The sequence below is a fragment of the Sorangiineae bacterium MSr11367 genome, from assembly GCA_037157805.1.
In the GTDB taxonomy this organism is placed as follows: domain Bacteria; phylum Myxococcota_A; class Polyangia; order Polyangiales; family Polyangiaceae; genus Pendulispora; species Pendulispora rubella.
In genome coordinates, this window is sequence record CP089983.1 from 2,543,904 (window position 1) to 2,568,547 (window position 24,644).

The 24,644-nt window shown below is 64.8% G+C and carries 24 protein-coding genes; 14 read left to right on the forward strand and 10 right to left on the reverse strand.

Going from position 1 to position 24,644, the window contains the following annotated elements; genetic code table 11:
- Positions 1-121: 121 nt before the first annotated feature.
- Entirely contained in the window at positions 122-724 is a 603-nt protein-coding gene (locus tag LVJ94_10085) for a hypothetical protein (GenBank protein WXB07580.1), read from the forward strand.
- A gap of 83 nt (positions 725-807) precedes the next feature.
- Positions 808-1,590, forward strand: a complete 783-nt coding sequence (locus LVJ94_10090; protein ID WXB07581.1) for a Nif3-like dinuclear metal center hexameric protein — start codon at positions 808-810, stop codon at positions 1,588-1,590.
- Between the two features lie 330 nt (positions 1,591-1,920).
- Here the strand turns inward: LVJ94_10090 and LVJ94_10095 are convergent, their stop codons facing one another.
- Positions 1,921-3,114: a pyridoxal phosphate-dependent aminotransferase gene (locus LVJ94_10095; protein WXB07582.1), complete on the reverse strand. Its 1,194-nt coding sequence runs from the start codon at positions 3,112-3,114 to the stop codon at positions 1,921-1,923.
- A gap of 32 nt (positions 3,115-3,146) precedes the next feature.
- Between LVJ94_10095 and LVJ94_10100 the strand changes: the two genes are divergently transcribed.
- Positions 3,147-4,043 (forward strand): zinc metallopeptidase, encoded by an 897-nt coding sequence (locus LVJ94_10100; GenBank protein WXB07583.1) that lies wholly within the window; start codon positions 3,147-3,149, stop codon positions 4,041-4,043.
- Positions 4,044-4,162: 119 nt separating this feature from the next.
- Here LVJ94_10100 and LVJ94_10105 read toward each other — a convergent pair whose 3' ends face one another.
- Complete coding sequence (locus tag LVJ94_10105) at positions 4,163-5,479, reverse strand: cation:dicarboxylase symporter family transporter (GenBank protein ID WXB07584.1); 1,317 nt, start codon at positions 5,477-5,479, stop codon at positions 4,163-4,165.
- A 46-nt stretch (positions 5,480-5,525) separates the two neighbouring features.
- Here LVJ94_10105 and LVJ94_10110 point away from each other — a divergent pair, with 46 nt between their 5' ends.
- The 5 genes from LVJ94_10110 (at position 5,526) to LVJ94_10130 (ending at position 11,990) form a co-directional block, all read left to right on the forward strand.
- Positions 5,526-6,302, forward strand: coding sequence for a hypothetical protein (locus LVJ94_10110; GenBank protein ID WXB07585.1), 777 nt, complete (start codon positions 5,526-5,528; stop codon positions 6,300-6,302).
- Positions 6,302-8,119 carry a fumarate reductase/succinate dehydrogenase flavoprotein subunit gene (locus LVJ94_10115; GenBank protein WXB07586.1) on the forward strand — a complete coding sequence of 606 codons (1,818 nt, stop codon included), beginning with the start codon at positions 6,302-6,304 and terminating at the stop codon, positions 8,117-8,119. The genes LVJ94_10110 and LVJ94_10115 overlap by 1 nt, the downstream gene beginning before the upstream one ends.
- Positions 8,119-8,970: a succinate dehydrogenase/fumarate reductase iron-sulfur subunit gene (locus LVJ94_10120; GenBank protein WXB07587.1), complete on the forward strand. Its 852-nt coding sequence runs from the start codon at positions 8,119-8,121 to the stop codon at positions 8,968-8,970. Before LVJ94_10115 ends, LVJ94_10120 begins: the two co-directional genes overlap by 1 nt.
- A 35-nt stretch (positions 8,971-9,005) precedes the next feature.
- Positions 9,006-9,512, forward strand: a complete 507-nt coding sequence (locus LVJ94_10125) for a hypothetical protein (GenBank protein ID WXB07588.1) — start codon at positions 9,006-9,008, stop codon at positions 9,510-9,512.
- Between the two features lie 186 nt (positions 9,513-9,698).
- On the forward strand, positions 9,699-11,990 hold the full coding sequence (locus LVJ94_10130) for a S9 family peptidase (protein WXB07589.1): 2,292 nt from the start codon (positions 9,699-9,701) through the stop codon (positions 11,988-11,990).
- A gap of 7 nt (positions 11,991-11,997) precedes the next feature.
- On the opposite strand, the gene LVJ94_10135 is transcribed toward LVJ94_10130, so the two are convergent.
- Positions 11,998-12,675: a type 1 glutamine amidotransferase domain-containing protein gene (locus LVJ94_10135; GenBank protein WXB07590.1), complete on the reverse strand. Its 678-nt coding sequence runs from the start codon at positions 12,673-12,675 to the stop codon at positions 11,998-12,000.
- A 318-nt stretch (positions 12,676-12,993) separates the two neighbouring features.
- On the opposite strand from LVJ94_10135, the gene LVJ94_10140 reads away from it, so the two are divergent.
- The 3 genes from LVJ94_10140 to LVJ94_10150 are packed head-to-tail and all read left to right on the forward strand — an operon-like array spanning position 12,994 to position 16,963.
- Positions 12,994-13,923, forward strand: coding sequence for a LysR family transcriptional regulator (locus LVJ94_10140; GenBank protein WXB07591.1), 930 nt, complete (start codon positions 12,994-12,996; stop codon positions 13,921-13,923).
- Between the two features lie 17 nt (positions 13,924-13,940).
- Positions 13,941-15,155 (forward strand): VWA domain-containing protein, encoded by a 1,215-nt coding sequence (locus LVJ94_10145; protein WXB07592.1) that lies wholly within the window; start codon positions 13,941-13,943, stop codon positions 15,153-15,155.
- A gap of 44 nt (positions 15,156-15,199) precedes the next feature.
- Entirely contained in the window at positions 15,200-16,963 is a 1,764-nt protein-coding gene (locus LVJ94_10150) for a serine/threonine protein kinase (GenBank protein ID WXB07593.1), read from the forward strand.
- A 7-nt stretch (positions 16,964-16,970) separates the two neighbouring features.
- Here LVJ94_10150 and LVJ94_10155 read toward each other — a convergent pair whose 3' ends face one another.
- Entirely contained in the window at positions 16,971-17,204 is a 234-nt protein-coding gene (locus LVJ94_10155) for a hypothetical protein (protein ID WXB07594.1), read from the reverse strand.
- Between the two features lie 129 nt (positions 17,205-17,333).
- Here LVJ94_10155 and LVJ94_10160 point away from each other — a divergent pair, with 129 nt between their 5' ends.
- Entirely contained in the window at positions 17,334-17,966 is a 633-nt protein-coding gene (locus LVJ94_10160) for an XRE family transcriptional regulator (GenBank protein ID WXB07595.1), read from the forward strand.
- 3 nt (positions 17,967-17,969) lie between these two features.
- Here the strand turns inward: LVJ94_10160 and LVJ94_10165 are convergent, their stop codons facing one another.
- On the reverse strand, positions 17,970-18,815 hold the full coding sequence (locus LVJ94_10165; protein WXB07596.1) for a hypothetical protein: 846 nt from the start codon (positions 18,813-18,815) through the stop codon (positions 17,970-17,972).
- Positions 18,816-18,869: 54 nt separating this feature from the next.
- On the opposite strand from LVJ94_10165, the gene LVJ94_10170 reads away from it, so the two are divergent.
- On the forward strand, positions 18,870-19,742 hold the full coding sequence (locus tag LVJ94_10170; protein ID WXB07597.1) for a polyphosphate kinase 2 family protein: 873 nt from the start codon (positions 18,870-18,872) through the stop codon (positions 19,740-19,742).
- A gap of 169 nt (positions 19,743-19,911) precedes the next feature.
- Here LVJ94_10170 and LVJ94_10175 read toward each other — a convergent pair whose 3' ends face one another.
- From LVJ94_10175 to LVJ94_10195, 5 genes are all read right to left on the reverse strand, one after another.
- A complete protein-coding gene (locus tag LVJ94_10175) occupies positions 19,912-20,148 on the reverse strand; it encodes a hypothetical protein (protein WXB07598.1) in 237 nt (78 codons plus the stop codon).
- A gap of 77 nt (positions 20,149-20,225) precedes the next feature.
- Positions 20,226-20,720, reverse strand: a complete 495-nt coding sequence (locus tag LVJ94_10180) for a hypothetical protein (protein ID WXB07599.1) — start codon at positions 20,718-20,720, stop codon at positions 20,226-20,228.
- Between the two features lie 32 nt (positions 20,721-20,752).
- The gene (locus LVJ94_10185) at positions 20,753-21,778 is read right to left on the reverse strand and encodes an alpha/beta fold hydrolase (GenBank protein ID WXB07600.1); all 1,026 of its coding nucleotides are present in this window, start codon (positions 21,776-21,778) and stop codon (positions 20,753-20,755) included.
- Between the two features lie 66 nt (positions 21,779-21,844).
- Positions 21,845-21,997, reverse strand: a complete 153-nt coding sequence (locus tag LVJ94_10190) for a hypothetical protein (GenBank protein WXB07601.1) — start codon at positions 21,995-21,997, stop codon at positions 21,845-21,847.
- Entirely contained in the window at positions 21,997-22,773 is a 777-nt protein-coding gene (locus LVJ94_10195; GenBank protein ID WXB07602.1) for a hypothetical protein, read from the reverse strand. Before LVJ94_10195 ends, LVJ94_10190 begins: the two co-directional genes overlap by 1 nt.
- A 55-nt stretch (positions 22,774-22,828) precedes the next feature.
- On the opposite strand from LVJ94_10195, the gene LVJ94_10200 reads away from it, so the two are divergent.
- The gene (locus LVJ94_10200) at positions 22,829-24,616 is read left to right on the forward strand and encodes a tryptophan 7-halogenase (GenBank protein WXB07603.1); all 1,788 of its coding nucleotides are present in this window, start codon (positions 22,829-22,831) and stop codon (positions 24,614-24,616) included.
- Positions 24,617-24,644: the final 28 nt, after the last annotated feature.

The following is a 24,644-nucleotide window of genomic DNA, read 5'->3' on the forward strand; positions in this document are numbered from 1 at the left end:
ATCCAATGCGTGTCCACTGCACCGGTGCCCGGGTGCGTCCGTTTCCGCGTAGCGTGAATTCGGGTAGCTCGAGCGGATTGGCGCGCACAATGCACGCGTGCGTCGGCAGGAGGCCCCTCCCATGGCAACCTCGAATGTCGTTCGCATCCCTGCAATTGTGACCGCCGTGGTCGCCCTCGCGGTGGGCGCCCTCGCGTGCGCGTCCTCTTCGCCGCCACAGCAGACGGCGCAAACGCAGCTGACATCGGCCGAAGCCACCAATGTGCAAATCAAGCTACCGGCCGGTTACGGCGATCGCAAGCCCGCGCCAGGCGTCGCCACACCGATCCAAAAGCAGATGGAGGAGGATCAGAAGTACCCGATGCCGCTGATCGAGACGGCGGCGGAATGGCGGGAGCGGTATCCCTTCCCGGCGAAGATGCTCGGCGATTGGAAAAGCGATCATCCCGACAGCGCAGCACGCTTGATTCGTTGGGAGGACGAGCAGTCCGATCACGTGCGCATGCTCGTGCGATGGGCCATCGCCAATCCGTACGAGCCGGTTGGCGGCTTCATGCTGAATCGCCATGGGTGGGAAGACTTCCGCGCGATGCGCGATGCCGATCCCGCGGCCGTCGACGCTTTCCTCGCCTGGTGCCGCGCGGCACCCCGGGCCGCCGAAGAGCTGATCGGCCATTCCGAGGGCTTCGGCGCGGTGATTGCTCTGAAGCCGCTGCATCGATAACGCTACAGTGCGAGGTTACGATTTTGAATCGAGCTCTCGATTCGGAGCATAACTTCGCGCAGTGAAGGTAACGTTGCCGCGACATGCATGTCCGCGACGTCGTAGCCGTTCTCGAAGGGATCGCCCCGACTCGGTTTGCCGAGCCCTGGGATAACGTGGGGCTTCTCGTCGGCGATCCCGGCGCCTCGGTGTCGCGTGTGCTTCTCGCCATCGATTGCACGGAGGCGGTGGCCGACGAGGCGCGTGCGCGCGGCGCGGAGATGATCGTCGCGTACCATCCGCCCATTTTTCAGCCGCTCAAACGGATCACCGCGCCCGGGCTCGTGTTTGCGGCCATCCGCGATGGGCTCGCGATCTTCAGTCCGCACACGGCGCTGGACGTCGCGCCGGGCGGGACGAACGACGTGCTCGGCGACGTGGTGGGGCTCGTGACCCGCGGTCCATTGCGTGCGCAGCCGCCAAAGGGCGGCGAACCGCTGCCCCCGGGTTTTGGCATGGGACGCATCGGCGACGTGGAACCCACCACGCGCGGTGCGTTGATCGCGCGCATCAAAGCGGGGCTCGGCGTTTCTCACGCGCTCGTCGCGGGGCCGGTAGCCGGGGACGCGCGCCGCGTGGCCGTATGCGCGGGCTCGTGCGGCGATCTTTACCGCGATGCCCTTGTGGGTAGCGCGGACCTGTTTCTCACGGGCGAGCTTCGCCACCACGATGCGCTGGCCGCGGCGGCCGCGGGAATGACCGTGGTCTGCGCGCTCCACTCGAACAGCGAGCGTGTGGCCCTGGAGGCGCTCGCCCAAAGGCTGCGAGCTGCGTCGATCGTCGTGGATCGAAGTGAGCGAGATCGCGACCCCTTCGCGATTTTGTGAGGCTCCGTACCGATTCGTCGTTGCTGCACGCCCGAAAGTTCGTAAGAGAAACCAGGGCAGATGAGAACGCTCTGGTTAGGGATCCTTGTAGGGTTGTTCATGGATTGCATGGGTGAGGTCACGCAGGAGCCATCATGATGCAGAGCGGGTGCACGGGAATGCCAATGTCCATAGGGCTCATCGCATTCGACGCGCTCTTGCCGGGGCATGGGGAGCCGAAGCGCGGGACCTTCCTCGCGCGCGTGGCCTCCGATGGCGCCGTCACGTCCCGCGTTCGGGCCGCCGCCAAGCAGGCCTTGGCGATGGACGCACAAGGTGACCGCCGGCAGGTTAGGCCAATGATACGCGTGCGATGATGCGGGCCATACCTTCGGCGAAGGTGGGCTCGGGCGTGAGGAGGCTCAGCACGATGAACGCTTCGCCGGGAAACTCGAAGAACGCGCCGGGGTGCACGTAGACGTTGTCGTGCTCGAGAAGTTCGAGCACCCACGTTTCTTCGTTGCGGGTGCGTGGCAATCTCAAGGTCGCGTACCAACCGCCCTCGGCGCGTAGCAACGTCGCAGGCGAGGCGGCGCGCGTGAGCGCGGCGCGCAACGTGGCCAGGTTTCGGCGCGCGCGATGCAAAATCGCGTCGTGGGCGCGGGCGCGCGTGGCGAGGAGGGCCGGCAGCGCGTGCTGCACCGGCGTTCCGACGGAGAGAAAGGTGTCGGCGATGAGCTCGAGGCGGGAGAGCGCCTCGTGGTGCGCGGGACCCGAGACCACCGTCCAGGCGGCCTTCATCTGCGGCAGTGCCGCCAGTTTCGAGAGGCCGCCGAGGGAGAAGACCAGCGCGTCCTTCGTTTCGAGCACGGAACGGGCACGGGTCGCATCGTCGTCGAGCACGTAAGTGGCGAACACTTCGTCCGAGACGATGGGCAGTCCCAACGCGGCCAGATGCGCGAGCTCGCCCCGTTTCAAGAACGAACCGGTGGGGTTGTTCGGGCTGACCACGAGCACGGCGCGCGTGCGTGGGCCGATGGCGCGGCGCAACCCGTCGAAATCGATGTGCCACGCGCCGTCGTAGGCCAGAGGGTAGGGCGTGAGCCGCACCGACTCGAAGGCCCCCAGGTGCTCGAACAGCGGGTAGCTCGGCTGCGGCACGAGCACGTCGTCGCCGGGATCGCAGAGCACCTTGAGGAGAAAGGCGTAGGCCTCGCTCGTGCTGGCCGTGAGAACGACCTGGGCCGGGTCCACGTCGACACCCGCCAGCGCGGCCACATCGCGTGCGACGACCTCGCGGGCATGCGGCAGGCCAAAGGCGTGGGGCTCGTAGAGCATGGCGCGCGCATCGGAGAGCGCGCCGAGGATGGCTGCGTCGTCGTAGGGGATGCCCGCGCTCGTGGGGTTGGAAACCGTGAGGTCGAGGATGGTTCGTCCCTCGCCACGCACCCGGTCGAGCGCGAGCGTGAGCGCGTTGGGGCGTGGATCGAAGGCGCTGCGGTGGGAGAAGGTCAAAGCGCAGCGGTCATAGCAGAGGTTGGACACGGCGGCCGCTTGCTTGCATCCTTACGGGCATCATGCGCTGGGACGAAGATCACGAGAGTCGGGACGTCATCGATCGGCGCGGAGAAGACGACGGGGGAGGAGGCGGCGGGCGTGGTCCGGGCTTGCTCGGGCTGCTGCCGCTTCTCGGACCGCTGCTCCGCAGCCCGATTGGCTGGCTCATTTTGCTCGGCATCGGCGGCTACTACGTCGTGACGTCGCTCGGGCTCTTGGGCGGCGGCGGCGGCAGCCGCGCCGTGCACAACGATCGCGCGCCCAACGTGGCCGCGGGCGATCCGCAGAAGGAGCAGGTGTCCTTCGTGTCGTTCGTCCTCGACGACGCACAGGATACGTGGACCAAAGAGTTCGCGGAGCGCAAGGAACGTTACCAACGCGCCAAGTTGGTGCTCTTTACGAACCGCACCGCGACGGGATGCGGCTACGGCGAGTCGGCCACGGGGCCGTTCTACTGCCCCGCGGATCAGCGCGTGTACATCGACTTGGGCTTCTACAAGGAACTGTCGGGGCGTCTCGGCGCGCGCGGACAATTCGCGCAGGCCTACGTGATTGCGCACGAGATCGGCCACCACGTGCAGAACCTCCTGGGCACCGAGGAGCGCATGGGCCGTGGCGCCTCGAAGACGGGCCCGACCAGCGCCTCCGTGCGCCTCGAGCTGCAAGCCGATTGCTACGCAGGCATCTGGGCCCACTCCACCGCCCAACGGAAATTGCTCGAGGACGGCGACATCGAATCCGCCATCGGCGCCGCCACCGCCATCGGCGACGACCGCTTGCAAAAGATGTCCGGTGGCACCGTGAGCCCCGAACGCTGGACCCACGGCTCCTCCCAACAACGGGTCCGCTGGTTCAAACAGGGCTACACGACCGGCAAGCTCGAATCCTGCGACACCTTCTCGGCGCGGGAACTCTAGAAGATGGATTGACAGGGAGATCGGGAGATCGGGAGCAGTGAGTGTTTTTGTGTTGAATTGAGCGGGCTCAGAATCACCAAAAACCTCCCGATCTCCCGATCTCCCTGTTCAATCCTCTCCTAGCCGAGCTCGCGGCGCGCGGTTTCGAGGTCCAGCGCGTTTTCCCACCGCGCAACCACGAACGTCGCCACGCAGTTCCCGAGGAGGTTCGTCACGACGCGCATCGTGTCCATGATGCGGTCCGCGCCGAGCATCAACGCCACCGCGCCCACGGGGATGACGCCCACGGCGGAGGCGGTCGCCGACAGCGCCAGGAACGCGGAGCCGGGGATGCCGGCCATGCCCTTGGACGTCAGCATCAACACGAAGAGCACCGTCAGCTGCTGGCCAAGGCTGAGCTGGACTCCTACCGCTTGGGCCATGAAGAGCGTGGCCAGCGATAGGTAAATCGACGCGCCGTCCAGATTGAACGAATACCCCGTGGGCAGCACCAGGCCGACGGCTGCGGGATGACACCCGCACGCGCGCAGCTTGTCCATCATCCGCGGCATCACCGATTCGCTCGAAGCGGTACCGATGGCCAGCATGAACTCCGCCCGCGTGTACTTCAGGAAGCGCCACAGGCTCACCCCCGTGAAGCTGCGCAAAATGAGCGCGAGCACTCCGCAAAAGAGCGCGGCCGCCGCATAGCACGCCGCGATCAGCTTGGCGTACATGGCCAGTGACGACAGGCCATACTGCCCAATCAGGTACGCCATCGAGCCGAAGACCGCGATGGGCGCGAGGCGCATCACGTAGCCGACGATGCGAAAGATCACCTCGCCGGCCTGCTCCACGAACGACAGGACGAGCGGAGCCTTGTCCTGCCCCACGTGCACCAATGCACATCCGAAGACCACCGCGAAGAGCAGCACCTGCAGCAATTGGTTCTCGGCGAAGGCCGCGAACACGCTCTCGGGGATCACGTGCAGCAGGAAGCCGCCCACACCGGGCAGCGCGGCCCCCGCCGTCTTTTTTGCGACCGCAGCGGAATCGAGCGTCGCCGGGTCGATGTGCAAACCCGAACCGGGGCGCGCGAGGTTGGCCATCCCCAGCCCGAGAAGCAGCGCCGCCGACGTCACCACCTCGAAGTAGACGAGGGCCTTGAGCCCGATGCGTCCCACCGATTTGAGATCGCCCGCCTTGGCAATCCCGGTGACCACGACGCAGAAGACCAGCGGCGAGATGACCATCTTGATCGCGCGGATGAAGGCATCGCCGAGCGGCTTCAGGGCTGCGCCGGCATTTGGCCAAATGGCTCCGAAGAGAATCCCGAGCAGTGCAAGCGCGACGACCTGCGCAAATGGGGAGAAGAGCAACGATTTGTGATAGGGTCCGGCGGGTTGTACGTCGGCAGAGGCAAGCCGGCCTTCTTCGGTTGCGCGGGATACCGTCACGCTCCCCCCTGGGGGAGTTTCAGGGAGAGGGGAAGAGAGGTTGTCCATGGCGAACAAGGCCGTGCATTTGCCGGTGCTCAATCTCGGGGCGACGTTGCGGAAGGATAACTGGTGGGTCGGGCCGGCAACGACCTTCGTCATCCTTACCGGTTTCATTGTTTACGCCACGTTTCGCGCCTTCGAAAACGACTACTACCAAGTCGGTCCGTACCTCTCGCCGTTTTACTCGCCGCTCATTCCCACCTCGGGCTGGGGAATACCGTTTTTGTCGCCGGCGATGCTCATTTTACCGGGCCCCGCAGGCTTTCGACTCACCTGCTACTACTACCGCAAGGCCTACTACCGCGCCTTCGCCATGGACCCGCCCGCATGCGCGGTCGGCGAGCGAAATCGCCATCGGTACAACGGAGAAACGAAGCTTTTCATCTTTCAGAACCTTCATCGCTTTGCGCTCTACGTCGCGCTCTTGTTCCTCGTGATCCTCTGGCACGATGTCTACAAGGCCCTTTGGTTCCGGGTTCCCGGCAGCGACGAGACGACCTTCGGGGTCGGCGTGGGCACGTTGGTGCTGGCGCTCAACACTACGCTTCTGTCGGGTTACACCTTCTCTTGTCACTCACTGCGTCATCTCGTCGGAGGTAGCGTCGATAGCTATTCGACCGCGGCATTCGGCCAACTCCGTCATACGCTTTGGCGCGGTGTGTCGCGCCTCAACCAGAACCATATGCTTTTTGCCTGGAGCAGCCTCTTCGCGGTGGCCGGTGCCGACGTGTACGTGCGCCTGGTGGCGATGGGCGTCATCCAGGACGTGAGGATCCTCTGATGGCAGGGAATTACGAGACGCACGAACACGATGTCATCATCATTGGCGCGGGGGGAGCGGGTCTGCGCGCGGCCATCGAAGCTTCGTCGATGGGCCTCAGCGTGGGGCTGGTGTGCAAGTCGCTGCTGGGCAAAGCGCACACGGTGATGGCCGAGGGCGGCGTCGCCGCCGCGTTGGGCAACGTCGAACCGAAGGACAACTGGAAGGTCCACTTTCGGGACACGATGAAGGGCGGGCGCTACCTCAATCAATGGAGGATGGCGCAACTCCACGCCATGGAGGCGCCTGACCGCGTCAACGAGCTGGAAGAGTGGGGTGCGCTGTTCGATCGCACGCCGGACGGGCGCATCCTTCAGCGCAACTTCGGCGGCCACAAGTACCCGCGCCTCGCCCACGTCGGCGATCGCACCGGCCTCGAGATGATCCGCACCCTGCAGCAGCACGGCATCCATACCGGCATGAAGGTGTACATGGAGTGCACCGTCACGCGCCTCCTCAAGGCGGGCGACGCCGTGTCGGGTGCCTTCGGCTACTGGCGCGAGAGCGGCCGTTTCGTGGTCTTCCGCGCCAAGGCCATCGTGCTCGCCACCGGCGGCATCGGGCGCGCGTTCAAGATCAACTCCAATTCGTGGGAGTGCACCGGCGACGGGCAAGCGCTCGCGTACTTGGCCGGCGCCGAGCTCATGGACATGGAGTTCATGCAGTTTCACCCCACCGGCATGGTGTGGCCTCCGTCGGTGCGCGGCACCTTGATCACCGAGGGCGTGCGCGGTGAGGGCGGGACGCTGCGCAACAAGGATCAGAAGCGCATCATGTTCGACTACATCCATCCGCTGTACGCCAACGAAACGGCGCCCACGGAGGAGGAAGCCGATCGCTGGCTCGCGCTGAGCACCTCCGGGCAGATGGACAAGAACGTGCGGCGCACGCCCGATCTTCTTCCGCGCGACATCGTGGCCCGCGCCATCCATGCCGAGGTGAAGGCGGGGCGGGGAAGTCCGCACGGGGGAGTCTTCTTGGACATTGCCACGCGCCGCACGGCGGCGGACATCAAGCGAAAGCTTCCGGCGATGTACCACCAGTTCAAAGAGCTGGGCGACGTGGACATCACCAAGGAGCCCATGGAGGTCGGGCCGACGGCGCACTACACCATGGGTGGCATCCGCGTCGATCCGGAGACGCAGCAGTCGCGCGTGAAGGGGCTTTTTGCGGCGGGCGAATGTGCGGCGGGCATGCACGGGGCGAATCGTCTCGGCGGCAATTCGCTGTCGGACCTTCTCGTCTTCGGGCGCATCGCCGGCCTCCATGCGGGGCGCTATGCCAAAGAGCAAACGAACCTGCCGTCGCTCGATGCGGGCGAAATTCAGGACGCGTCGCAGGAGGCGCTGGCACCGTTCAACCGGCACGAGGGGCCGAATCCATTCCAGCTCCACGAAGAGCTGAAGGACACGATGCAGACCCACGTGGGCATCATCCGCACGGAGGAGGACTTGAGCGAGGGATTGCGCCAGCTCGAGAACCTCAAAGAGCGTTCGCGCACCATCCGCATCGACGGCAACCGGCACTACAACTCGGGCTGGCACGAGACCATCGACATGCGCAACCTGCTCATCGTCTCGGAGGCGATGGCCCGCGCCGCGCTGCTTCGCAAAGAGAGCCGCGGCGCCCACGCGCGTGACGACTTTCCCGAGACCGACAAGGAGCACTTCGCCAAGGTGAACATCGTGTCGCGCCTGCACGGGAGCACGATGGAGGTCGCAGAGATCGATCTTCCGCCCGTTCCCGCCGAGATCAAGAAAGTCCTCGAGGAAGAATAATGGCCGAGCCCAAAGCACGACTGCGCGTCTTTCGTGGCACCGAAGAAGCCGGAGACTTCCAGACCTACGACGTCGAGACCTACCCGGGCATGGTGGTGCTCGACGCCATCCACGACATCCAGGCGAAGCAGGCGCCGGATCTGGCCGTGCGTTGGAACTGCAAGGCCGGGCGCTGCGGCTCGTGCAGCGCGGAGATCAACGGCAAGCCGCGCCTTCTGTGCATGACGCGCATGAGCGCGTTTCCCGAGGGCGAGCCCATCACGGTGACGCCGATGCGGGCGTTCCCCATCATCAAAGACTTGGTCACCGACGTCTCGTGGAACTTCGAGATGGCCAAGAAGATCCCGCCGTTCAAGCCGCGCCCGCGCGATGCCGACGGCCACTGGCGCATGCAGCAGATGGACATCGATCGCATTCAGGAGTTCCGCAAATGCATCGAGTGCTTCCTCTGCCAGGACGTGTGCCACGTGGTGCGCGACCACCAGAAGAAGGAGGCCTTCTCCGGGCCGCGCTTTCTCATTCATCTGGCCACGCTCGACATGCATCCGCTCGACACGCTCGATCGGCGCGACATGATCAAGCAGGATTTCGGCGTCGGTTATTGCAACATCACGAAATGTTGCACCGAGGTTTGTCCCGAGCACATCACCATCACGGACAATGGGATCATTCCGCTGAAGGAGCGCGTGGCCGACGACCATTACGATCCGGTCCGCTGGCTGCTGCGCAAGTTCACCGGCAATCCCCGGCCGAACAAAGTTCCAGCGCAGCCAACGGAAGCGGGCAAAACGGCGGACCTCTCTGGGACGCACCGCGTCGACGGCGGGCATGGAAATAAGGGCAAACCGTAACGGAACGGACTGCGAATTCGATTTACAATGAGCCTATGTACGAGCTCAAACGGCTACCGACGAACAGCATCGCGCAAGCTCTCTCCAAGGCCGACCACTACCGCGAGCTCAATCAGCCGGAAGAGGCGGAGAGCATCTGCCGCGATATCCTCGCGGTGCGCCCGGACCACGACGACGCGCTGAAGCTGCTCACGCTGTCGTTGACGGACCAGTTCCGCACGGCGTGGACCCGACTGTTCGACGAGACGCTGGGCATCTGCGATCGGCTCGCCACCGAGTACGAGCGCGTGTACTATGCAGGTATCGCCTACGAGCGCTGCGCCAAGGCCCAACTCGAACACGGCCAGGCGCACAACGCCTTCGTCTCCTTCGAGAACGCCTTGGAACTCTTCGCCCGGGCCGAGCAACTCGCACCGCCGGAGAGCAACGCCGATCCAATCCTGCGCTGGAACCGTTGCGTGCGGATGTTGAACGACCACCCCGAATTACGCGACGCGTCGGGCCCCGCCCGCGGCGCCATGCACTCGGTGCTCGGCGACTAAGAAGAGAGAGAGAAATTCACAGGAAGACGGGAAGACGGGAAGGAGTTACGGCACGAACCGTCGCGGAACGCTGTTTTTGTTGTTTTCAGATGGGCCACTGGGCCCAGCGGAAATCCCAAAAACCTTCCCGCCTTCCCGCCTTCATGTGAATTCTCTTCTTTCGGGTTCGGGGTATCGTGCGCAGCCATGATCCGCCGAGCCGCTCTTCTCATGCTTCCGTGCTTCCTCGCCGCGTGTGCCGGCGAGCCTCCACCTCCAGCCGTGGCGCCTACGCCCACGTCCGCCAAAGCGCCGGTGGCGCAAGGTCCTGTCGCGCCGCCGCCTGTCGTGGAGCGGGTGGCCATATCGACGGACTTTCCGCTTCGATATGCCAAGACGCAGCGCTTTTCCCTTGGGGAACCGAAGCGGCTCACGCCGACGGAGGATGGCAAGCGCGTCTTGTTCTTGCGCGCGACGCCGCAGGATCCGCGCAATGCGCTGTGGGAAGTCGATGTGGCGACCGGCAGCACGCGTGAGCTGATCAAGCCGGATACGTTGCTGGCCGGGCCCGAGGTTCTCACGGCCGAGGAAAAGGCGCGGCGTGAGCGGCAACGCATTCGCGGGGGAGGGTTCACCTTCTTCGAGGCGAATGCCGATGCTTCGGTGATCGTAGTCTCGCTATCGGGCAAGCTTTACGTGTGGAAGCGCGCCACCGGCAAAGCGCGCGAGCTGGCCACGGGGCCGGGGGTCATCGATCCGCACCTGTCGCCCGATGCGAAGAAGCTGGCCTACGTGCGCAACAACGACGTGTACGTCATCTCCGTCGAGGGCGATGGGGCGGCGAAGCCCGTGGCCATCACGCGCGGTGGGACGGAGACGAACCCGCACGGCGTGGCCGACTTCATGGCCCAGGAAGAGTTTTCGCGGCAGCGCGGCTTCTGGTGGTCCCCCGATGGCAACGAGATTGCCTACGAGGATGCCGATCTGTCGAAGGTCGAGAAGTGGACGCTCGCGGATCCGGGCAAACCCGAGCAGCCCCCGCAGATCGTCGCGTACCCGAAGACGGGAAAGGCGCACGCCATCGTTCGCCTGGCGGTGGCGCAGGTGCGTGCGCCGCAGCAGCCCGCGCGCAAGATCAAATGGGAGGCGGAGCGCTATCCGTACCTCGTCTCGGTGACGTGGCCGAAGAACGCGCCGCTGACGCTTTTCGTGGTCGACCGCGAATACCGGCATGGGTCCGTCGTGGCCGTCGACGGGAAAACTGGGAACGCGAAGGAGCTGCTCACCGAGGAGGACAAGTTGTGGCTCGGCGAGGACCCCTCCGTTCCGCGCTGGCTTCCCGATGGCAGCGGCTTTCTCTGGTCCACCGAGCGCAGTGGCGACTGGGAGCTCGAGTTGCACGGTCGCGACGGCGCGAAAATCGCCACCGTGGCGCCGAAGTCGATGGGCTACCGCAGTCTGGTCGGCCTCGACGCGGCGAAGAAGGTTGCCTACGTGCGTGCCTCCGCGGAACCAATCCGCGACGAGATTTGGGCGGCCCCGTGGGGCGGCGGCGCGCCGCAGTCCCTTTCGCACAACACCGACAGCCTCGTGTATGCGAACTTCGGCGACAATTCGCGCGTTTACGCGCAGTACGAGGGCACGCAAAAGGGTGCGCGCCGTTTCTCCGTCCGCAGCGTGGACGGGGCGGTGAACATCCCCGTTCCCTCGGTGGCGGAGGAGCCTCCGTTCAAGACGAACATCGAGTACACGAAGGTCGGCAAGGACGACTACCGGGTGGCGATTCTCCGGCCGCAAAAGTTCGACAAGGCGCGGCGTTACCCAGTGATCGACTACATCTACGCGGGGCCCGGCTCGTACCAGGTGCACTCCGATGCGCGTCGCTACATCGAACAGCAATGGCTCGCCGACGTCACCGATGCCATCGTGGTGGCCATTGACGTGCGCGGTACGGCGCGACGGGGCCACGATTGGGAGCGCACGCCGCACAATTACGGCGAGGTGGCCATCGACGGCCATGCCGAGGCCATTGGCGAGCTCGCGAAGAAGTACCCGGAGATCGACGGAACGCGCGCGGGCCTGTACGGGTGGTCCGGCGGCGGGTATGCGACGGCGTTGGCCGTCTTGCGCCGGCCCGACGTCTTCAAGGTCGGCGTCTCGGGTGCGCCGGTGGCCGATCTGCGCGACTACGACGCGCTGATGGAGCGCTTCATCGGCCTGGAGCCGAACAACGACGCGTACGACAAGCAGTCGCTGCTCACGTGGGCCGCGCGTCCGCCGAGTGCGGCGGCGCCAGCGCGACCCCTGTTGCTCATCCACGGCACGGCCGACGACAACGTCTACCTGGTGCACTCGCTCCGATTCGCCGAAGCGATGGCCCGCGCCGGCCGCCCCATGGAGTTCATGCCGCTCGTCGGCCAGACGCACATGGTTTCGGATCCCGAGTCCTCGGCCGCCGTCGCCAAGCGCACCGCGGAATTCTTCCGCGAGCACTTGTGACGTCGATCTAGCCGAGCGCGGCGAGCGTTTCGCGTGCGACGAGTGCGGACGACTGTGGATTCTGCCCCGTGACCAGTTTGCCATCACGGACGGCAAAGGAGGACCACATCGCTCCGCGCTCGTAGCGCCCGCCGAGCTCGCGCAGCCGCGTCTCGAGCAGGAACGGCACGACCGTCTCGAGCTTCACGGCCTTCTCCTCTTCGTCGGAGAAGCCCGTCACCCGCCGGCCTTGCACGAGGGGCTTGCCGTCGCCCGTGCGCACGTTCACCAGGCCACCCGGCCCGTGGCACACGGCCGCGACGACCTTGCCTTGGTCGAAGGCGCTACCCAGCAGCGTCGCGCTCTGCTCGTTCACGGCGAGATCCCACATGACGCCGTGCCCGCCCACCAGGAAGTACGCGTCGTAGTTCGACGGCGCGATGTCCGCGAGGCGAAGGGTCGACTCGAGCTTCTTTGAGGCCTCGGCGTTCGCGAGAAACCATCGCACGTCGTCCGTCGCCTGCTCGGCGCTGCCCGGATCGGCCGGGGCCTTTCCACCCTTGGGGGACGCGATATCGACCTGGGCGCCGGCCTCCACGAAAGTGCGGTAGGGCGCAGCCAGCTCTTCGAGCCAGAACCCGGTCTTCTTGTCGGTGTTCCCGAGGCGATCGTGGCTCGTGACGATCATGAGAATTCGCTTGGACATGGGGGTCGTCTCCTTCGGTGGGCTCATATGTACGCCTCCAGGAACTGACGGTTCGAGAACGCGTACGAGTCTTTGAATTGCACGCTGCAATCGAACCGCGGTAGCGAGACCATCCCGGCGGGGCCGGAGCCATACCGATCTCACATTGCGAGGATCGCCATGAGGTTTGGCGATCCTCGTGCCAGGCAATGGCTTGGCGCCGGCCTCGCCGGGATCGTCCCGCTGCCGCTGCTCGGCATCCGCGTAGTTTCGATTCGAGGACCTTACTGCAGGCTGTAAGGTTAATCTGCCGAAACGAATTCACGATATCGTTGAGCTGTGGTCATCAATTACGAACTCTTGCGGACCCTCTACGAAGTCGGCCAGGCCCGCACCTTCGCCGAGGCGGCGCGCCGTCTTCGCGTCACACCCTCGGCGGTCAGCCATCAGCTGCGCACCTTGCAGGCCCAGCTCGACGTGACCCTGTTCGAGCGCGTGGGGCGTCGCGCGAAGCTCACGCCCGCGGGCGAGCTGCTCGTGCACGAGCTTCGCGCCTCCTTCGCGCGCATCGACGACGCGCTGGACGCGGCCACCTCGGATGCGCGCGCCGTTCGGGGGCGCGTGCGCATCGGCGGGCCCGGGCCCTTTTCGCGCATGTGGCTGCGTCCGCGCCTCGTGAGCCTCTTGCGCACGTACCCCGAGCTCGTCCTCGACGTGTGCTTCAACGTCCCTTCCGTGCTCACGCAGGAGCTGATCGAAGGCGAGCTGGATCTCGCCCTCATCGTGCGCACCGCGGATGCGCCCACGCTCGAGATGCACCCCGTCTACGTCGAGGAGTTCCTCGCCGTCGCATCGCCCAAGCGCTGGCAACATGGCTCGAAGAAAAAGCCGGAGACCGCGCGCGAGCTGTGCGAGCATCCCTTCGTCGTGTTCGACGACGATCTGGCCATGCACGCGGCGTATTGGGCTGCCACATTTGGTCGTCGCGAGCCCTTGCCGACGAAGATCATCTGCCGCATCACCAGCTTGGACGAAATGCTCGCGCTCGTTGTCGAAGGACTCGCCGTTGCGGTGTTGCCAAATTATTTCGTTGCAGACGCATTGAAAGCCAAAACGGTCGTGCCCGTTGGACCGGCTCATCTTTCGCGCCTGGCGCGGCAAACTACCGCGAAAAACGCCATTTACGTGGCCTGGCGCAAAGGGGTGGTCGAAACGGCACGACTAAGGGCCGTACGGGATGCTCTCCTTTCTGGGGCGCGTTCGGCGTAAAATTGCCGGCCAATCTCATGCAAGCATTCCCCAATTTTCTTCAGGCGCCTCGCTTCCTGGCCTTCGTCTCGTTGGCTTCGTTGGCATTTGCCACCGGATGCGGTGGGGGCCTCCAGCTCACGCCCGTGAAGTCGACGCAGAACCGGCCGAGCAACGTGGCCGTGTACTTCAAAGTGCAAGCAGGTGGAGAGCCGGTGAGCGGTCTCACCGCCGACCAGTTCCGCATCTATGAAGACGGTTCGCTCGTTTCGGAGAACGAGAGCAAGCAGACCATCTTGAACCCCGAGGTTGCGGCCTCGCACTACACCTTGCTGCTCATCGACATGAGCGGCAGCGTCAGCGGCGATCCCGATGCGGTGAAGACGCTGGTCGACGCCGCCACGGCGTTTACGGATCGCGTCGAGAAGACGCACAAGGTCGCGGTCTACACCTTCGACGGCAGTCCGGAGATTCATGCCGTGGCCCCCTTCGGCAGCCCCGGCGGAGCCAAGGGTGCGATTCGCGGTTTGCTCTCGTACAAGCCGCAGGATCCCAGCACCAACTTGAACGGCGCCGTGGTCAAAGGCTTGACCGAGCTCGATCGCGCGCTCGCGCACGCCGAGCATCCGATGCGCTTCGGCACCTTGGTGGTCTTCAGCGACGGTCAAGATCGAGCCGGTCGCGCTACCAAAGATGAAATGAAAAAAGCGATCAAAGATCGCAAGTACGAGATCTTCGCCATCGGCCTGGGCAAGGAAATGCAGGAATCCGAGCTCAAAGACATCGGCCGCAGCGGAACCTCGCGCACGGACAACAAACAAGAGGTCGTCAAATCCTTCGACGATATCGCCCAGCGCATCGAGGCTTCGACCAAGTCGTATTACCTTTTGAGCTATTGCTCGCCTTCACGTGCGGGAAAGCACGAAGTGAAGATTCACGTCCAGGCGAAAAATGAAAAGGGAGAGCGTTCGGGATCGCTCGTAAGTGAATTCGACGCCTCTGGATTCACCCACGGATGCGATCCCAATACGCCCCCCTCTTTCGATGTGTCGAAGGGCGATGCCCTCGCTCCGAAAAAGGAAGATAGTGAAAAGTCCTCGTCGTCCGGGGGCGAAAAAGGCGAAGTGAAGGCCGGCGCGCGCGCTACGGTCAAACCGTCGCAGGGCGGCTCCGTGCGATTGCCGCCCCCGCCAAGCTCGTCACCTGCCTCATCGCCACAACCGGCGAAGCAACCCCAGGATTTCAATCCTTAGTACGTAATGGCCCATCGGGACGATCCATCGAAGGGTACGTTGGGATGACGAGCGACGCGTCGATTCCCACGAAGGCCGTCCCGCGTATGGTGGGGCGCTACCACCTCCTCGAAGAGGTGGGGAAGGGGACCTTCGGGCCGCTGCACCTCGCGCGGTTCGAAGGCCCCAATGGCTTTCAGCGGTGGACGTCGGTGCTCGAGGTCGAGCTGCGGTTTGCCCGCGATCCCGAGTTCAAAGACGCCTTCTTCCAGTCGGCGCGCACGGCGGCGAGGATTCAGCACGCCAACGTGGTGGCGACGCTCGACGTGGGCGAGACCGAAGGCATGCTCTGGCTCGCCTCGGAGTACCTGCTCGGCGAGACGGCGAAGGATCTCTTGATGGCCGCGCAGCAGGCGAAAATGCCCATTCCGTGGGACATCGCCTGCCGCATGATGGCCGACGCCGCCCTCGGTGTGGATGCGATCCACGAGCTCGCGCACGCGACGAACGGTACACCGATGCGCCTGGTGCATGGTCGGCTCGCGCCGCACCGGTTGGTCGTGACGTACGACGGCGTGACCAAGGTGCTCGAGCCGTCGGCGCCGATGGTCACGCTTTCCGCGGGCGAGCCCGGGCAGGCGAAGACCATGGTCGGTCGCGCGGTCGCGTACACCGCCCCGGAGTTGCTGCGGGGCGAGGCGTTCGATCGGCGAGCGGATGTTTTCTCGCTGGGGGCCGTGCTGTGGGAGCTCTGCGCGGGGCGCCGCCTCTTCGGCGGGCGCGACGAAAGCGAGACGCGCGCGAAGATTCAAGGCAATGTCATTCCGCCGCTCTCCGAGTCGGTGCGTGGTTTTCCGGCCGACGTGGAGTCGCTCATACGGCAAGCGCTTGCCCCCGATCCGGCGGCGCGCTTCATCACGGCGAAGGCGCTTGCGCGCGCGCTGCATCAGGTGCTGGTGCGCGATGCGCTGGTGGTGACCGATGACGAGGTGGCGCGCTACCTGTCGCAGCTGTTTCCGGACCGGCTCGCGCGCAAGAAGGAGCGGCTGCTGACCGCGGCGGACGTCACGCACGTCTTCAACCGGAGCATGCTATCGCTGCCGTCCGGAGCGGCCGCGCAATCGGGGCCTTGGCCCGGAGCGGTCGCGCAAGCGCCCCGGGCCTCCGACGCGGGCAACGCGCCCAGCCCGCGGATGCCGGTGCGGCGATTGCCGCCGCACATTTTGACGTCGGCCCAGGCCGCGCCGCCCACGCCTGCGCCGCCGGCGGATCTCGCCTCGACGACGATGCGCGTGCGAAAGCTCGATCCGATGGGGCCCACGATGCTCTTCGTGGTGCTCGGCATCGCGCTCGCCGTCGTGGCGGTGCTCATCATCGTCGTGGTGCGCCGTCCTTCGACGACGGGCCCGGTGGCGGTGGCCACGCCGCATCCTCCGGCGCCGTCGGTTGCGCCATCCCCCGTGCCGGCGGCATCCAGCGCACCCAGCGTGAGCGGGACGGCCTCGGCTTCGGGCGGAGCGATTCCCATTCTATCGCCGGCCTCGGTGCAGGAAGCGGCATCGGCCGCACGCACGGCGCCTCGTGCTGCGACGACCCCGGCCGCGCCGCCTGCACCGAAGGGCAAGCTCACGGTCATCTGCGATCCGGCATGCGACGACGTGCTCGATGGCCGCGTGTCCCTGGGACCGTCGCCCATCTACAAGCGGTCCACGTCGCTGGGCACACACCACATCACGTTGCGCGTATCCGACCCGTCCGTGGAAAAAGTCGTCGACGTGGTGGTCCATGAAAACGACGTCACCGTGTTGAAGCAATCGATGACGCCCTGACGATTGGCTAGCCGTCGGCGGCGATCTCTTCGGCGAGCTTTTGCGTATCGGGCGACCAGAGCGGGACGATTTCCTGCTCGCGCTCGCAGAAATACTCGACGAACCATGCGTCTTTTTGGGCCAAATAGTAAAGCTTGCCCGTGCCGCGCATGATCTCGCCGCACTCCGGGCAGCGGTGTCGCAACGTCTTGGCGCGCGCGCTCCATGCGTCTCGATCGAAGCCGTCCAACGTCTTGCCCATGCAAGATGGAACAAACTACGTTTGAAAGCCATGCCCGCGGCGCAAAGCGGCCTCTTGGCCGCCTTCGTTTCCTGCACCCGTTTTTCTAGAATAACGAAGTCCGTTGGGCGATAGGATGCGCGATTCCCTGTGACACCGCCCAACGATCCGCCCGCCGCGCCGTCTGACGGCGAAGTCGCCCATCCCGATGCGTCGGCCGATCTCACGCCGATCGTGGGCGCGAATTTGCGCCGGCTTCGCGTCAAGCGCGGCCTTTCGCTGGAGCGGCTGGCGAAGCAATCCGGCGTGAGCCGCGCGATGCTCGGACAGATCGAGCTGGGGCAGAGCACCCCGACCATCAACGTGCTCTGGAAGATCTCCCTCGCGTTGGATGTGCCCTTCTCATCGTTGCTCGGTGGCGCGGGGGTGACGCCGTCGGTGTCGCTTCTGCCTCAGTCGCGGGCGCGCATGCTCATGTCGCGCGATGGCACCTTCAAGTCCCGCGCGCTGTTCCCGTTCGACACGCGCCGTGCCGTCGAGTTCTACGAGCTTCGCCTCGCCGCCCATGGCATCGAGGATGCCAATCCACATCCGCCCGGCACCACGGAGAACCTGGTGGTGCAATCCGGTGTCCTTCGCCTCACCGTCGATCGCGAAAGTTACTCGCTGAACACGGGCGATGCCGTCTACTTCGAGGCCGATCGCCCGCACATCTACGAGAACCCGGGGGACGTCGAGACGGTAATGTACCTGGTCATGACGTACGCGCGCGACGATCGCTAGCGCCTAGAACCGTACGCCGGCGCGGGCGCGCGCGGTGGCGACTTGGCCTTGATCGAAGCCGAAGCCGAACGGCTCGTCGAGGGCGACGAGCAAGCCCAGTCGGCCGAAGAACTTCCCATTGTCGTAGGAGCCGAACCCCTCGAAGGCGCTCTGTGCGTTGTCGCCGTCGGCCGATGGGTTGTGCATGAGATGCAGCGCGATGCCTCCGCCGAGGCCCCCGTCGGCGCGCCCCTCCGCCTCGACCCGCGCGGTGTAGATGAATCGCGCTTTGTTGTCGGTGCCGCGGGAGATGGCATCCTCGATGGGGATGAAGAGCTGCGGAGCGACCTCACCGCGCACGATGAATGCGTTGGAGGCGAGGTACTCCACGCCGCCGTAGGCCCCGATGGGAAGGTACTGCGGCAGCCAATAGTGCACGTCGAGGCCCGCTGTGGACGAGTTCCCCAGGACCATGGCCGTGCGCCAGCCGCTATCGTGCACGGTGGCCAGCGGAATGGCGGCGCGGGCGCCGAGGTACCAGGTGAGGGCGCGCGTGGTGGCGGCGTAATGCAGACCCACGGTTGGATTGCCGATGCCCGCGTAGCCCTTGCTGCCGGGGCCGTTGACGTTGACGGCCACGGGCGCATGGACCGTGAGGTAGACGCGGTCCGCAAAGCCATATTGAAGAAAAGGGATGAGCCCGAAGGTCGACCCCGCGCCCTTGGCACTCCACCAATTGAGATCGCCACCCGCTTTGCTGGACTGCGACTCCGGCGAAAGCGTCGGCGCCGCCTCCGCCCGCCCCGCGCCCAGCGCGAGCGATTCGACGAGTGCCATCGTGGCCAGGCCGAGTGCGTGCTCTCTTCGCATGGAAACGCTCCTTTTACCATGGAATCGGCGGATTCTGACGTAGATTGGTCGGCCATGCCCCAACCTCTGAAGAGCCCCTTCCTCGTTCCCTTCGACGGGTCCTTCCGCGTGAAAAAAGCGCACAATGAGCCGCCGAAGGGCGCGCCGGACAAGGCGGAGGCGGAGCTGCGCCTGGCTCAATGTGTGGACGAAATCGCGCACCTTCAGAAGAAGCTCTACGCGGACAATCGCCACTCGGTGCTCTTGGTGTTTCAGGCGATCGACGCCGCCGGAAAGGATGGCACCATTCGCGCGGTGCTCACGGGTACCAACCCGGCGGCGTGCCAGGTTCAATCCTTCAAGTCACCGTCGGAGGAGGAGCTCGACCACGATTTCTTGTGGCGCATCAACCGCGCACTTCCCGAGCGCGGCATGATTGGCGTGTTCAATCGGAGCCACTACGAGGAGGTGCTCACCGTGCGGGTGCATCCCGACTTCCTCGAGCGCCAGCGCCTCCCGTCCGTGCCGCCGCTGGGCAAACTATGGAAAGAGCGGCACGAGTCGATTCGCGACTTCGAAAAGCACCTTGCGCGCAACGGCACGGTGATTCTCAAGTTCTGGCTCAACGTATCCAAGAAAGAACAAAAAAAGCGATTGCTCGCGCGCATCGACGATCCTTCCGCCAATTGGAAGTTCCAACCGTCGGACATCGATGAACGCGAGCAATGGTCGAAATACATGGTCGCCTACGAGGAGATTCTCAACGAGACATCCCGCCCGTGGGCGCCGTGGTACGCGATTCCGGCCGACGACAAACCCTATATGCGATGGGTCGTCGCCGACATCGTCGCTCGTACCATGAAGAACATGGATATCGATTATCCCAAGCTAAATCGCGACGAAGTAAAGAAGCTAAAACTGACCCGCGCTCGCCTCGAGAAATCCTGAGGATTGAACATGAAGGCGGGAAGGCGGGAAGGACTTACGGCACGGACAGCGCGGAACGCTTTTTTGGGGTTTCCAATTGGCCATCGGGCGCATTGGAATCCCAAAAAACTTCCCGTCTTCCCGTCTTCCTGTGAATCCTCCCCCCGGCGTGCATCGCTGCGCGCGGTTATCAGGCTTTGCTGGCGAGTTGCTTTTTGAGCGCGTCGATCGAGCTGGCGAGCTTCTCGAGGGTCTTGGCGCTTTGCTCGAGGGCGGACTTGGCGAGGCCCAGTCCGTAGGTTGCCCACTCGGTGCCGAGATCGAAGATGATATCGACGAGGGTGTTTGGCGACTTCTTCTCGCCTGCGACGTTCTCGGTGGCGGGCGTCTCGATGGCAACGGTGCTGCTGGTTTCGTTCGTGCTCATGGCATACCTCTCCTGTGGAACGGCCGCCGCAAGCGGCGAACCTCCGGGTTGATGGGAAAATCGAAATGTGGTCTGGGCTAACGGGCGCCGGGAAGGCACTCGTCACAGACGAAGATGCGCGCCTTTTTCTTGCCGTTGGTCGGCTCGTCGGTGAGGCCCAGGTTTGCGCGCACGCCCGCGGCCAAATCTCGTTCGCATTTCGCGCACGTGGCATCCTGCGCGAGGGTGATCGTTTGAAATGCGAAGACGTCCTTCAGCGGATCGAATTTGACCCGCGCCTTGAGCCGCTCGCGCTCGTGCTCGAGTTGCTTGGCGGCGTTGCGCAGGCGTGACTCCACGTTTTCCGTCGCGGCGTCGGCGACGTTGAGCGCATCTTCCAAGATGGTGCGCACCAAGTTGGAAACGGGGACGCGAAGGTTGTCCGCGAACCGTTTCAACTCCCGCTCGAGCACGGCGGGAACGCGCGTGTGCAGCACCCGCTCTTTTTTGGGCTCTGCATCGTCGCTCTCCTCGACCGCGCGTGAACCATCCACGCCGTCGACCTTGTCTCGCTGCGGGTCTCGCTGTGTCACGCCGTGATACATAACGCGCTGTGTATCACGCGTCAAGTTGCGGGTACCGATTCTGCAAAATAGGGCTTGCGAAACCCAAACACAGCCGCAACGCGCTCCCAGAGGCGGGCGAAAAACGGGGAACCCGGTGCATGGGAGCCGCCGCGCGAACCGCCGCGAGTGCGCCGCATTCGTTCGGCGCGCGGAGGCAAGAGGCTGGTGCTCCGAAGGCGCGGGCGCCGGTGGTGGTCGGCCCGCAAAAAGGCTTCGAGGGAGCCGGCGAACGCGTCGGGGCACTCGCGATGTGGGAAGTGGCCGCAGCCGGCGAAGCGCACGACGTAGAGGCCCTCGAGGTAATCGGTGACGCTGGTCGCGTGGCGCGCGGGGATGATGGGATCGCGATCCCCCCAGAAGAGCATCATCGGTGGGAGGTGCGGAATCTCGTGCGCGCGATCGAGAAAATGCTTCGTCTGCCCGCGCCAATCGATGACGTCGCGCGTGGTGCGCGAGAGGACGCGTGCCGAGCCGGGCTGCGAATTCAGCCACGAGAGACCGTCGATCTCGTGGCGATCGAAGACGGCGGCGTGCTGCAAGAAGACGCGGGTGCCGAGGCCCATGAAGGGCTGGCCAAAATGCTCGACGACGCCGCTCGAAGCGCAAAGGCGAAGCGGCAGGCCGACGCCGGTGCCGAGGCCGCCGCTGGCGACCAACGCCAGCCGCCCTACGCGCGAACCGGCTTCCTCGAGCAGGAGCCGCTGCGCCACCCCGCCACCAAAGGAGTGCCCGACCAGGTCGAAGTCATCGAGGCCGAGTGCATCGAGCCATTGGCCGATCGTCTCGGCGTACCAGTCGAGGCCGTAGCTGGCGTGCGGGCGGCCCGAAAAACCGTGGCCGGGAAGGTCCGGCATGAGGACGCGGCGGTGGCGAGCCAAACGCGGCGCGACCCGCGACCACGTGCCGTGCGAGTCGGAAATGCCGTGCAGCAGCACCAGCGGCCGCCCGCGCCCCATTTCTGCCCAATGGAGATCCAGTCCCCCCAACCGCGTGAACGCGCGCTGGGGCCCTGCGAGACCGAGCATGATGCGGCAGCGTGATACAACGTGATACGTCTGTCAAGATGTATCACGCCGCCCAAAGCGAACGGCTCAGAACGCCTTGACCAAGGGCACGTCGTGGCCCTTGGGGCACTTCACCTTCATCCCCGCCTCGGCTTCGCTCACGGTGATTTTCACCATCGCCTTGCACTTCGGGCAACGGATCTCCATCACCGGGTCTTCCTCAGGGGGCTTTCCAGACATCACTTTGCCTTCGAGTATACCTGCACGGCGACCGGGCCGGAGCCCTTGTTAGCGCGGATATCCAGCTTGTACGCCACCGGAACCGGAAGCATGGGGCACGTCGGGTTCGGCGAGGCGCCGATGACGGCTTCGTTGCTCGTGGTCTTATCCTGGCCTGCCGACACCGTGTAGAACGGCGGCGTGAGGAGGTTCAGGTTCACATCCTTCACGCCCACGCCAATCGGCGAAGCGCCGATGATCGTGTAGCACTTGCCCGCCTGCATCGTGACGGTCATCGACGTGCTTTGCCCTTCCGTGAGCTGCGCGGTGATGGGCGCGCCCTCCGGCTGCATGCCCGGGGCATAGCGCGCGGCGAGGGGCGTCATCAGCATGTTCACGAGCGCCGGATCCACGTTGCCCGGGGCCGGAGCGCCGCTCGGTGCGGGGCCCGGTTGCTGCGCGCCAGGTTGCTGCTGCGGGTAGCCCGGTTGCTGTTGCGGGTACCCCGGCTGCTGCTGGGGATAGCCCGGTTGCTGCTGGGGGTACTGCTGCTGCGGGTACTGTCCCTGCGGCTGTTGCTGCGGGTACTGCCCCTGCGGCGGATACTGCCCGGGCTGTTGCTGCCCGTAACCCGGTTGCCCCGGCTGTTGCGGGTATGCACCGTAGGTCCCTTGCGGGGGGGGCTGCTCTGCCTCCTTGTTGCTGCTTCCGCAGCCGGCCAAGGGGACGATGCTCCCCGCGAGAACGACAGCACAGAGAACCGAGCGGCGCGAGGAACGAGAGAAAGGCTTCGTCATGGTTGTCTCCGGACAGGTTGTGTCCTTTCATAAGCCCAAACCAACGATGAGTGAAATGACAACGTACGACGTGATCATCGCAGGGGGCGGAATTGCAGGGGCATTTCTAGCGCGGCAGCTGAAGCTCGAGCGCCCTTCGTTGTCGATTCTGGTGCTCGAACAGGCGCGGGACATCGACAACCTGAAGGTCGGTGAATCGACCGTGGAGGTGGCCGCTCACTACATGATCACCCGCCTGAATCTGGGTACGTACCTCTATCAGCATCAGCTCCCGAAAAATGGTCTCCGTTTCTTTTTCGACAACGCGGACAAGTCGCTCCCACTTACACGGATGAGTGAGATCGGCTCGGATCATATGCCCTACTGTCCGAGTTTTCAGCTCGAACGCGCCGCTTTGGAGCGCGATTTGGTCGATTTGAATCGGGCGATTGGGATTGACGTCCAACTCGGAGCCAAGGTGGTCGAAGTCGCGGTGGGGTCTCCGCATCGTGTCGTCTACGAAGACGGCGAGCAGGAGAAGGTCCGCCACGAAGTGAGTGCCCGCTGGCTCTGTGATGCGACCGGTCGAAGGCACCTGCTCCCGCGAGCCCTCGGCCACAAAGTTCACAAAGAGGAGCGTCTTCCCACGGCGGCGGCGTGGGGGCGCTACCGAAACGTTGCAGGGCTCGATGCGCCGACCGATCCCGAGTGGCGCCAGCGCGTGCGATGGACGTCGCGCCATCTATCGACGAACCACTTGATGTACGACGGCTACTGGATCTGGTTCATCCCGCTCGCGGGCGATCTCATGAGCGTCGGCGTCGTTTACGACAAGAGCCGCATCGGCGACAGCGTGCGCACGAAGCCGGCCTTCGAAGCGTTCCTGCGCGAGCACCGCGCCGTGCGCGATCTGATGGAGGGCGCCGTCTTCGAGGATTTCCAGGCCTACGCGCACCTCCCGTACCGCTCCGACGTGTACTTCTCGGAAGACCGCTGGGCGCTCACCGGTGAGGCCGGCGCGTTCACCGATCCGTTCTACAGCCCGGGCTCCGACTTCATCGCCACCGCGAACGAGTTCATCGCCTCGATGATCGCGTCGGATCTCGATGGGGACGCGGAGGCGTTTCGCACCAAGGTGGCGACGTACAATGACTACTATCGATTCAAATATGAATCGACGATTCGACTTTACATCGATTTGTATCCCATCTTCGGGAGCTACGACGTATTCCGTCTCAAGTTTTGGCTCGACTTCAACAACTACTACAACTTGGTGCTCTGGCCCTTCATGGCCGGTAAGCTGCGCGACGTCGCGTTTCTGCGCGACGAGCTTCGCTTCGCCGATCGCATCTTGATGGCCCAGAGCACGATGGCGCGGCAATTCGTGGCCTTGGCCGACAAGCTACGCGACTCCGGGGAATACTTCGCGCGCAACGAAGGGCTCTTCGCCAACGGCCTCGATGGTGTGCGCTCCCTCGAGAAGCGGGTCGGCCCCATGCTCGACGAGCTCGTTCGCCGCGACCAGGTGCAGAAGAACTACGGCAGCGTGTTCGCACGCGTTCTCGAGCGTTCCACCGGAAAGACGGATCTCGCCGCGCGGGACCTGGTGCTCAAGGAGCTGCCGTTTCCGGCGGTGGTCCTCTGGAAGGACATCGACGAGAAGAGCGTCGGCGTCTTCTTCGAGCGGCTCGGCCTTCGCCTGAAAAAGGAGCTCGCGCGCGAGTTCCCCACGGCGCCCATCGAGCGCGTCCGCGTTCGCGACGATCTGTCCCTCGAGATCACCGGCGACCTGGACGCGGAGCTTCGCAGCACCGTCGAAGCACGGGCGTTCGTCTTGTGGCAAACGACTGTGCTCGTCGACTAAGAATGAATGAACAGAGAGATCGGGAGGG

Bases quoted from the DNA above. Each gene is read 5' to 3' on its own strand.
- LVJ94_10085 (WXB07580.1), top strand. From the start codon at position 122: ATGGCAACCTCGAATGTCGTTCGCATCCCTGCAATTGTGACCGCCGTG.
- LVJ94_10090 (WXB07581.1), top strand. From the start codon at position 808: ATGCATGTCCGCGACGTCGTAGCCGTTCTCGAAGGGATCGCCCCGACT.
- LVJ94_10100 (WXB07583.1), top strand. From the start codon at position 3,147: ATGCGCTGGGACGAAGATCACGAGAGTCGGGACGTCATCGATCGGCGC.
- LVJ94_10110 (WXB07585.1), top strand. From the start codon at position 5,526: ATGGCGAACAAGGCCGTGCATTTGCCGGTGCTCAATCTCGGGGCGACG.
- LVJ94_10115 (WXB07586.1), top strand. From the start codon at position 6,302: ATGGCAGGGAATTACGAGACGCACGAACACGATGTCATCATCATTGGC.
- LVJ94_10120 (WXB07587.1), top strand. From the start codon at position 8,119: ATGGCCGAGCCCAAAGCACGACTGCGCGTCTTTCGTGGCACCGAAGAA.
- LVJ94_10125 (WXB07588.1), top strand. From the start codon at position 9,006: ATGTACGAGCTCAAACGGCTACCGACGAACAGCATCGCGCAAGCTCTC.
- LVJ94_10130 (WXB07589.1), top strand. From the start codon at position 9,699: ATGATCCGCCGAGCCGCTCTTCTCATGCTTCCGTGCTTCCTCGCCGCG.
- LVJ94_10135 (WXB07590.1), bottom strand. From the start codon at position 12,675: ATGTCCAAGCGAATTCTCATGATCGTCACGAGCCACGATCGCCTCGGG.
- LVJ94_10145 (WXB07592.1), top strand. From the start codon at position 13,941: ATGCAAGCATTCCCCAATTTTCTTCAGGCGCCTCGCTTCCTGGCCTTC.
- LVJ94_10150 (WXB07593.1), top strand. From the start codon at position 15,200: ATGACGAGCGACGCGTCGATTCCCACGAAGGCCGTCCCGCGTATGGTG.
- LVJ94_10155 (WXB07594.1), bottom strand. From the start codon at position 17,204: ATGGGCAAGACGTTGGACGGCTTCGATCGAGACGCATGGAGCGCGCGC.
- LVJ94_10165 (WXB07596.1), bottom strand. From the start codon at position 18,815: ATGCGAAGAGAGCACGCACTCGGCCTGGCCACGATGGCACTCGTCGAA.
- LVJ94_10170 (WXB07597.1), top strand. From the start codon at position 18,870: ATGCCCCAACCTCTGAAGAGCCCCTTCCTCGTTCCCTTCGACGGGTCC.
- LVJ94_10175 (WXB07598.1), bottom strand. From the start codon at position 20,148: ATGAGCACGAACGAAACCAGCAGCACCGTTGCCATCGAGACGCCCGCC.
- LVJ94_10185 (WXB07600.1), bottom strand. From the start codon at position 21,778: ATGCTCGGTCTCGCAGGGCCCCAGCGCGCGTTCACGCGGTTGGGGGGA.
- LVJ94_10190 (WXB07601.1), bottom strand. From the start codon at position 21,997: ATGTCTGGAAAGCCCCCTGAGGAAGACCCGGTGATGGAGATCCGTTGC.
- LVJ94_10195 (WXB07602.1), bottom strand. From the start codon at position 22,773: ATGACGAAGCCTTTCTCTCGTTCCTCGCGCCGCTCGGTTCTCTGTGCT.
- LVJ94_10200 (WXB07603.1), top strand. From the start codon at position 22,829: ATGACAACGTACGACGTGATCATCGCAGGGGGCGGAATTGCAGGGGCA.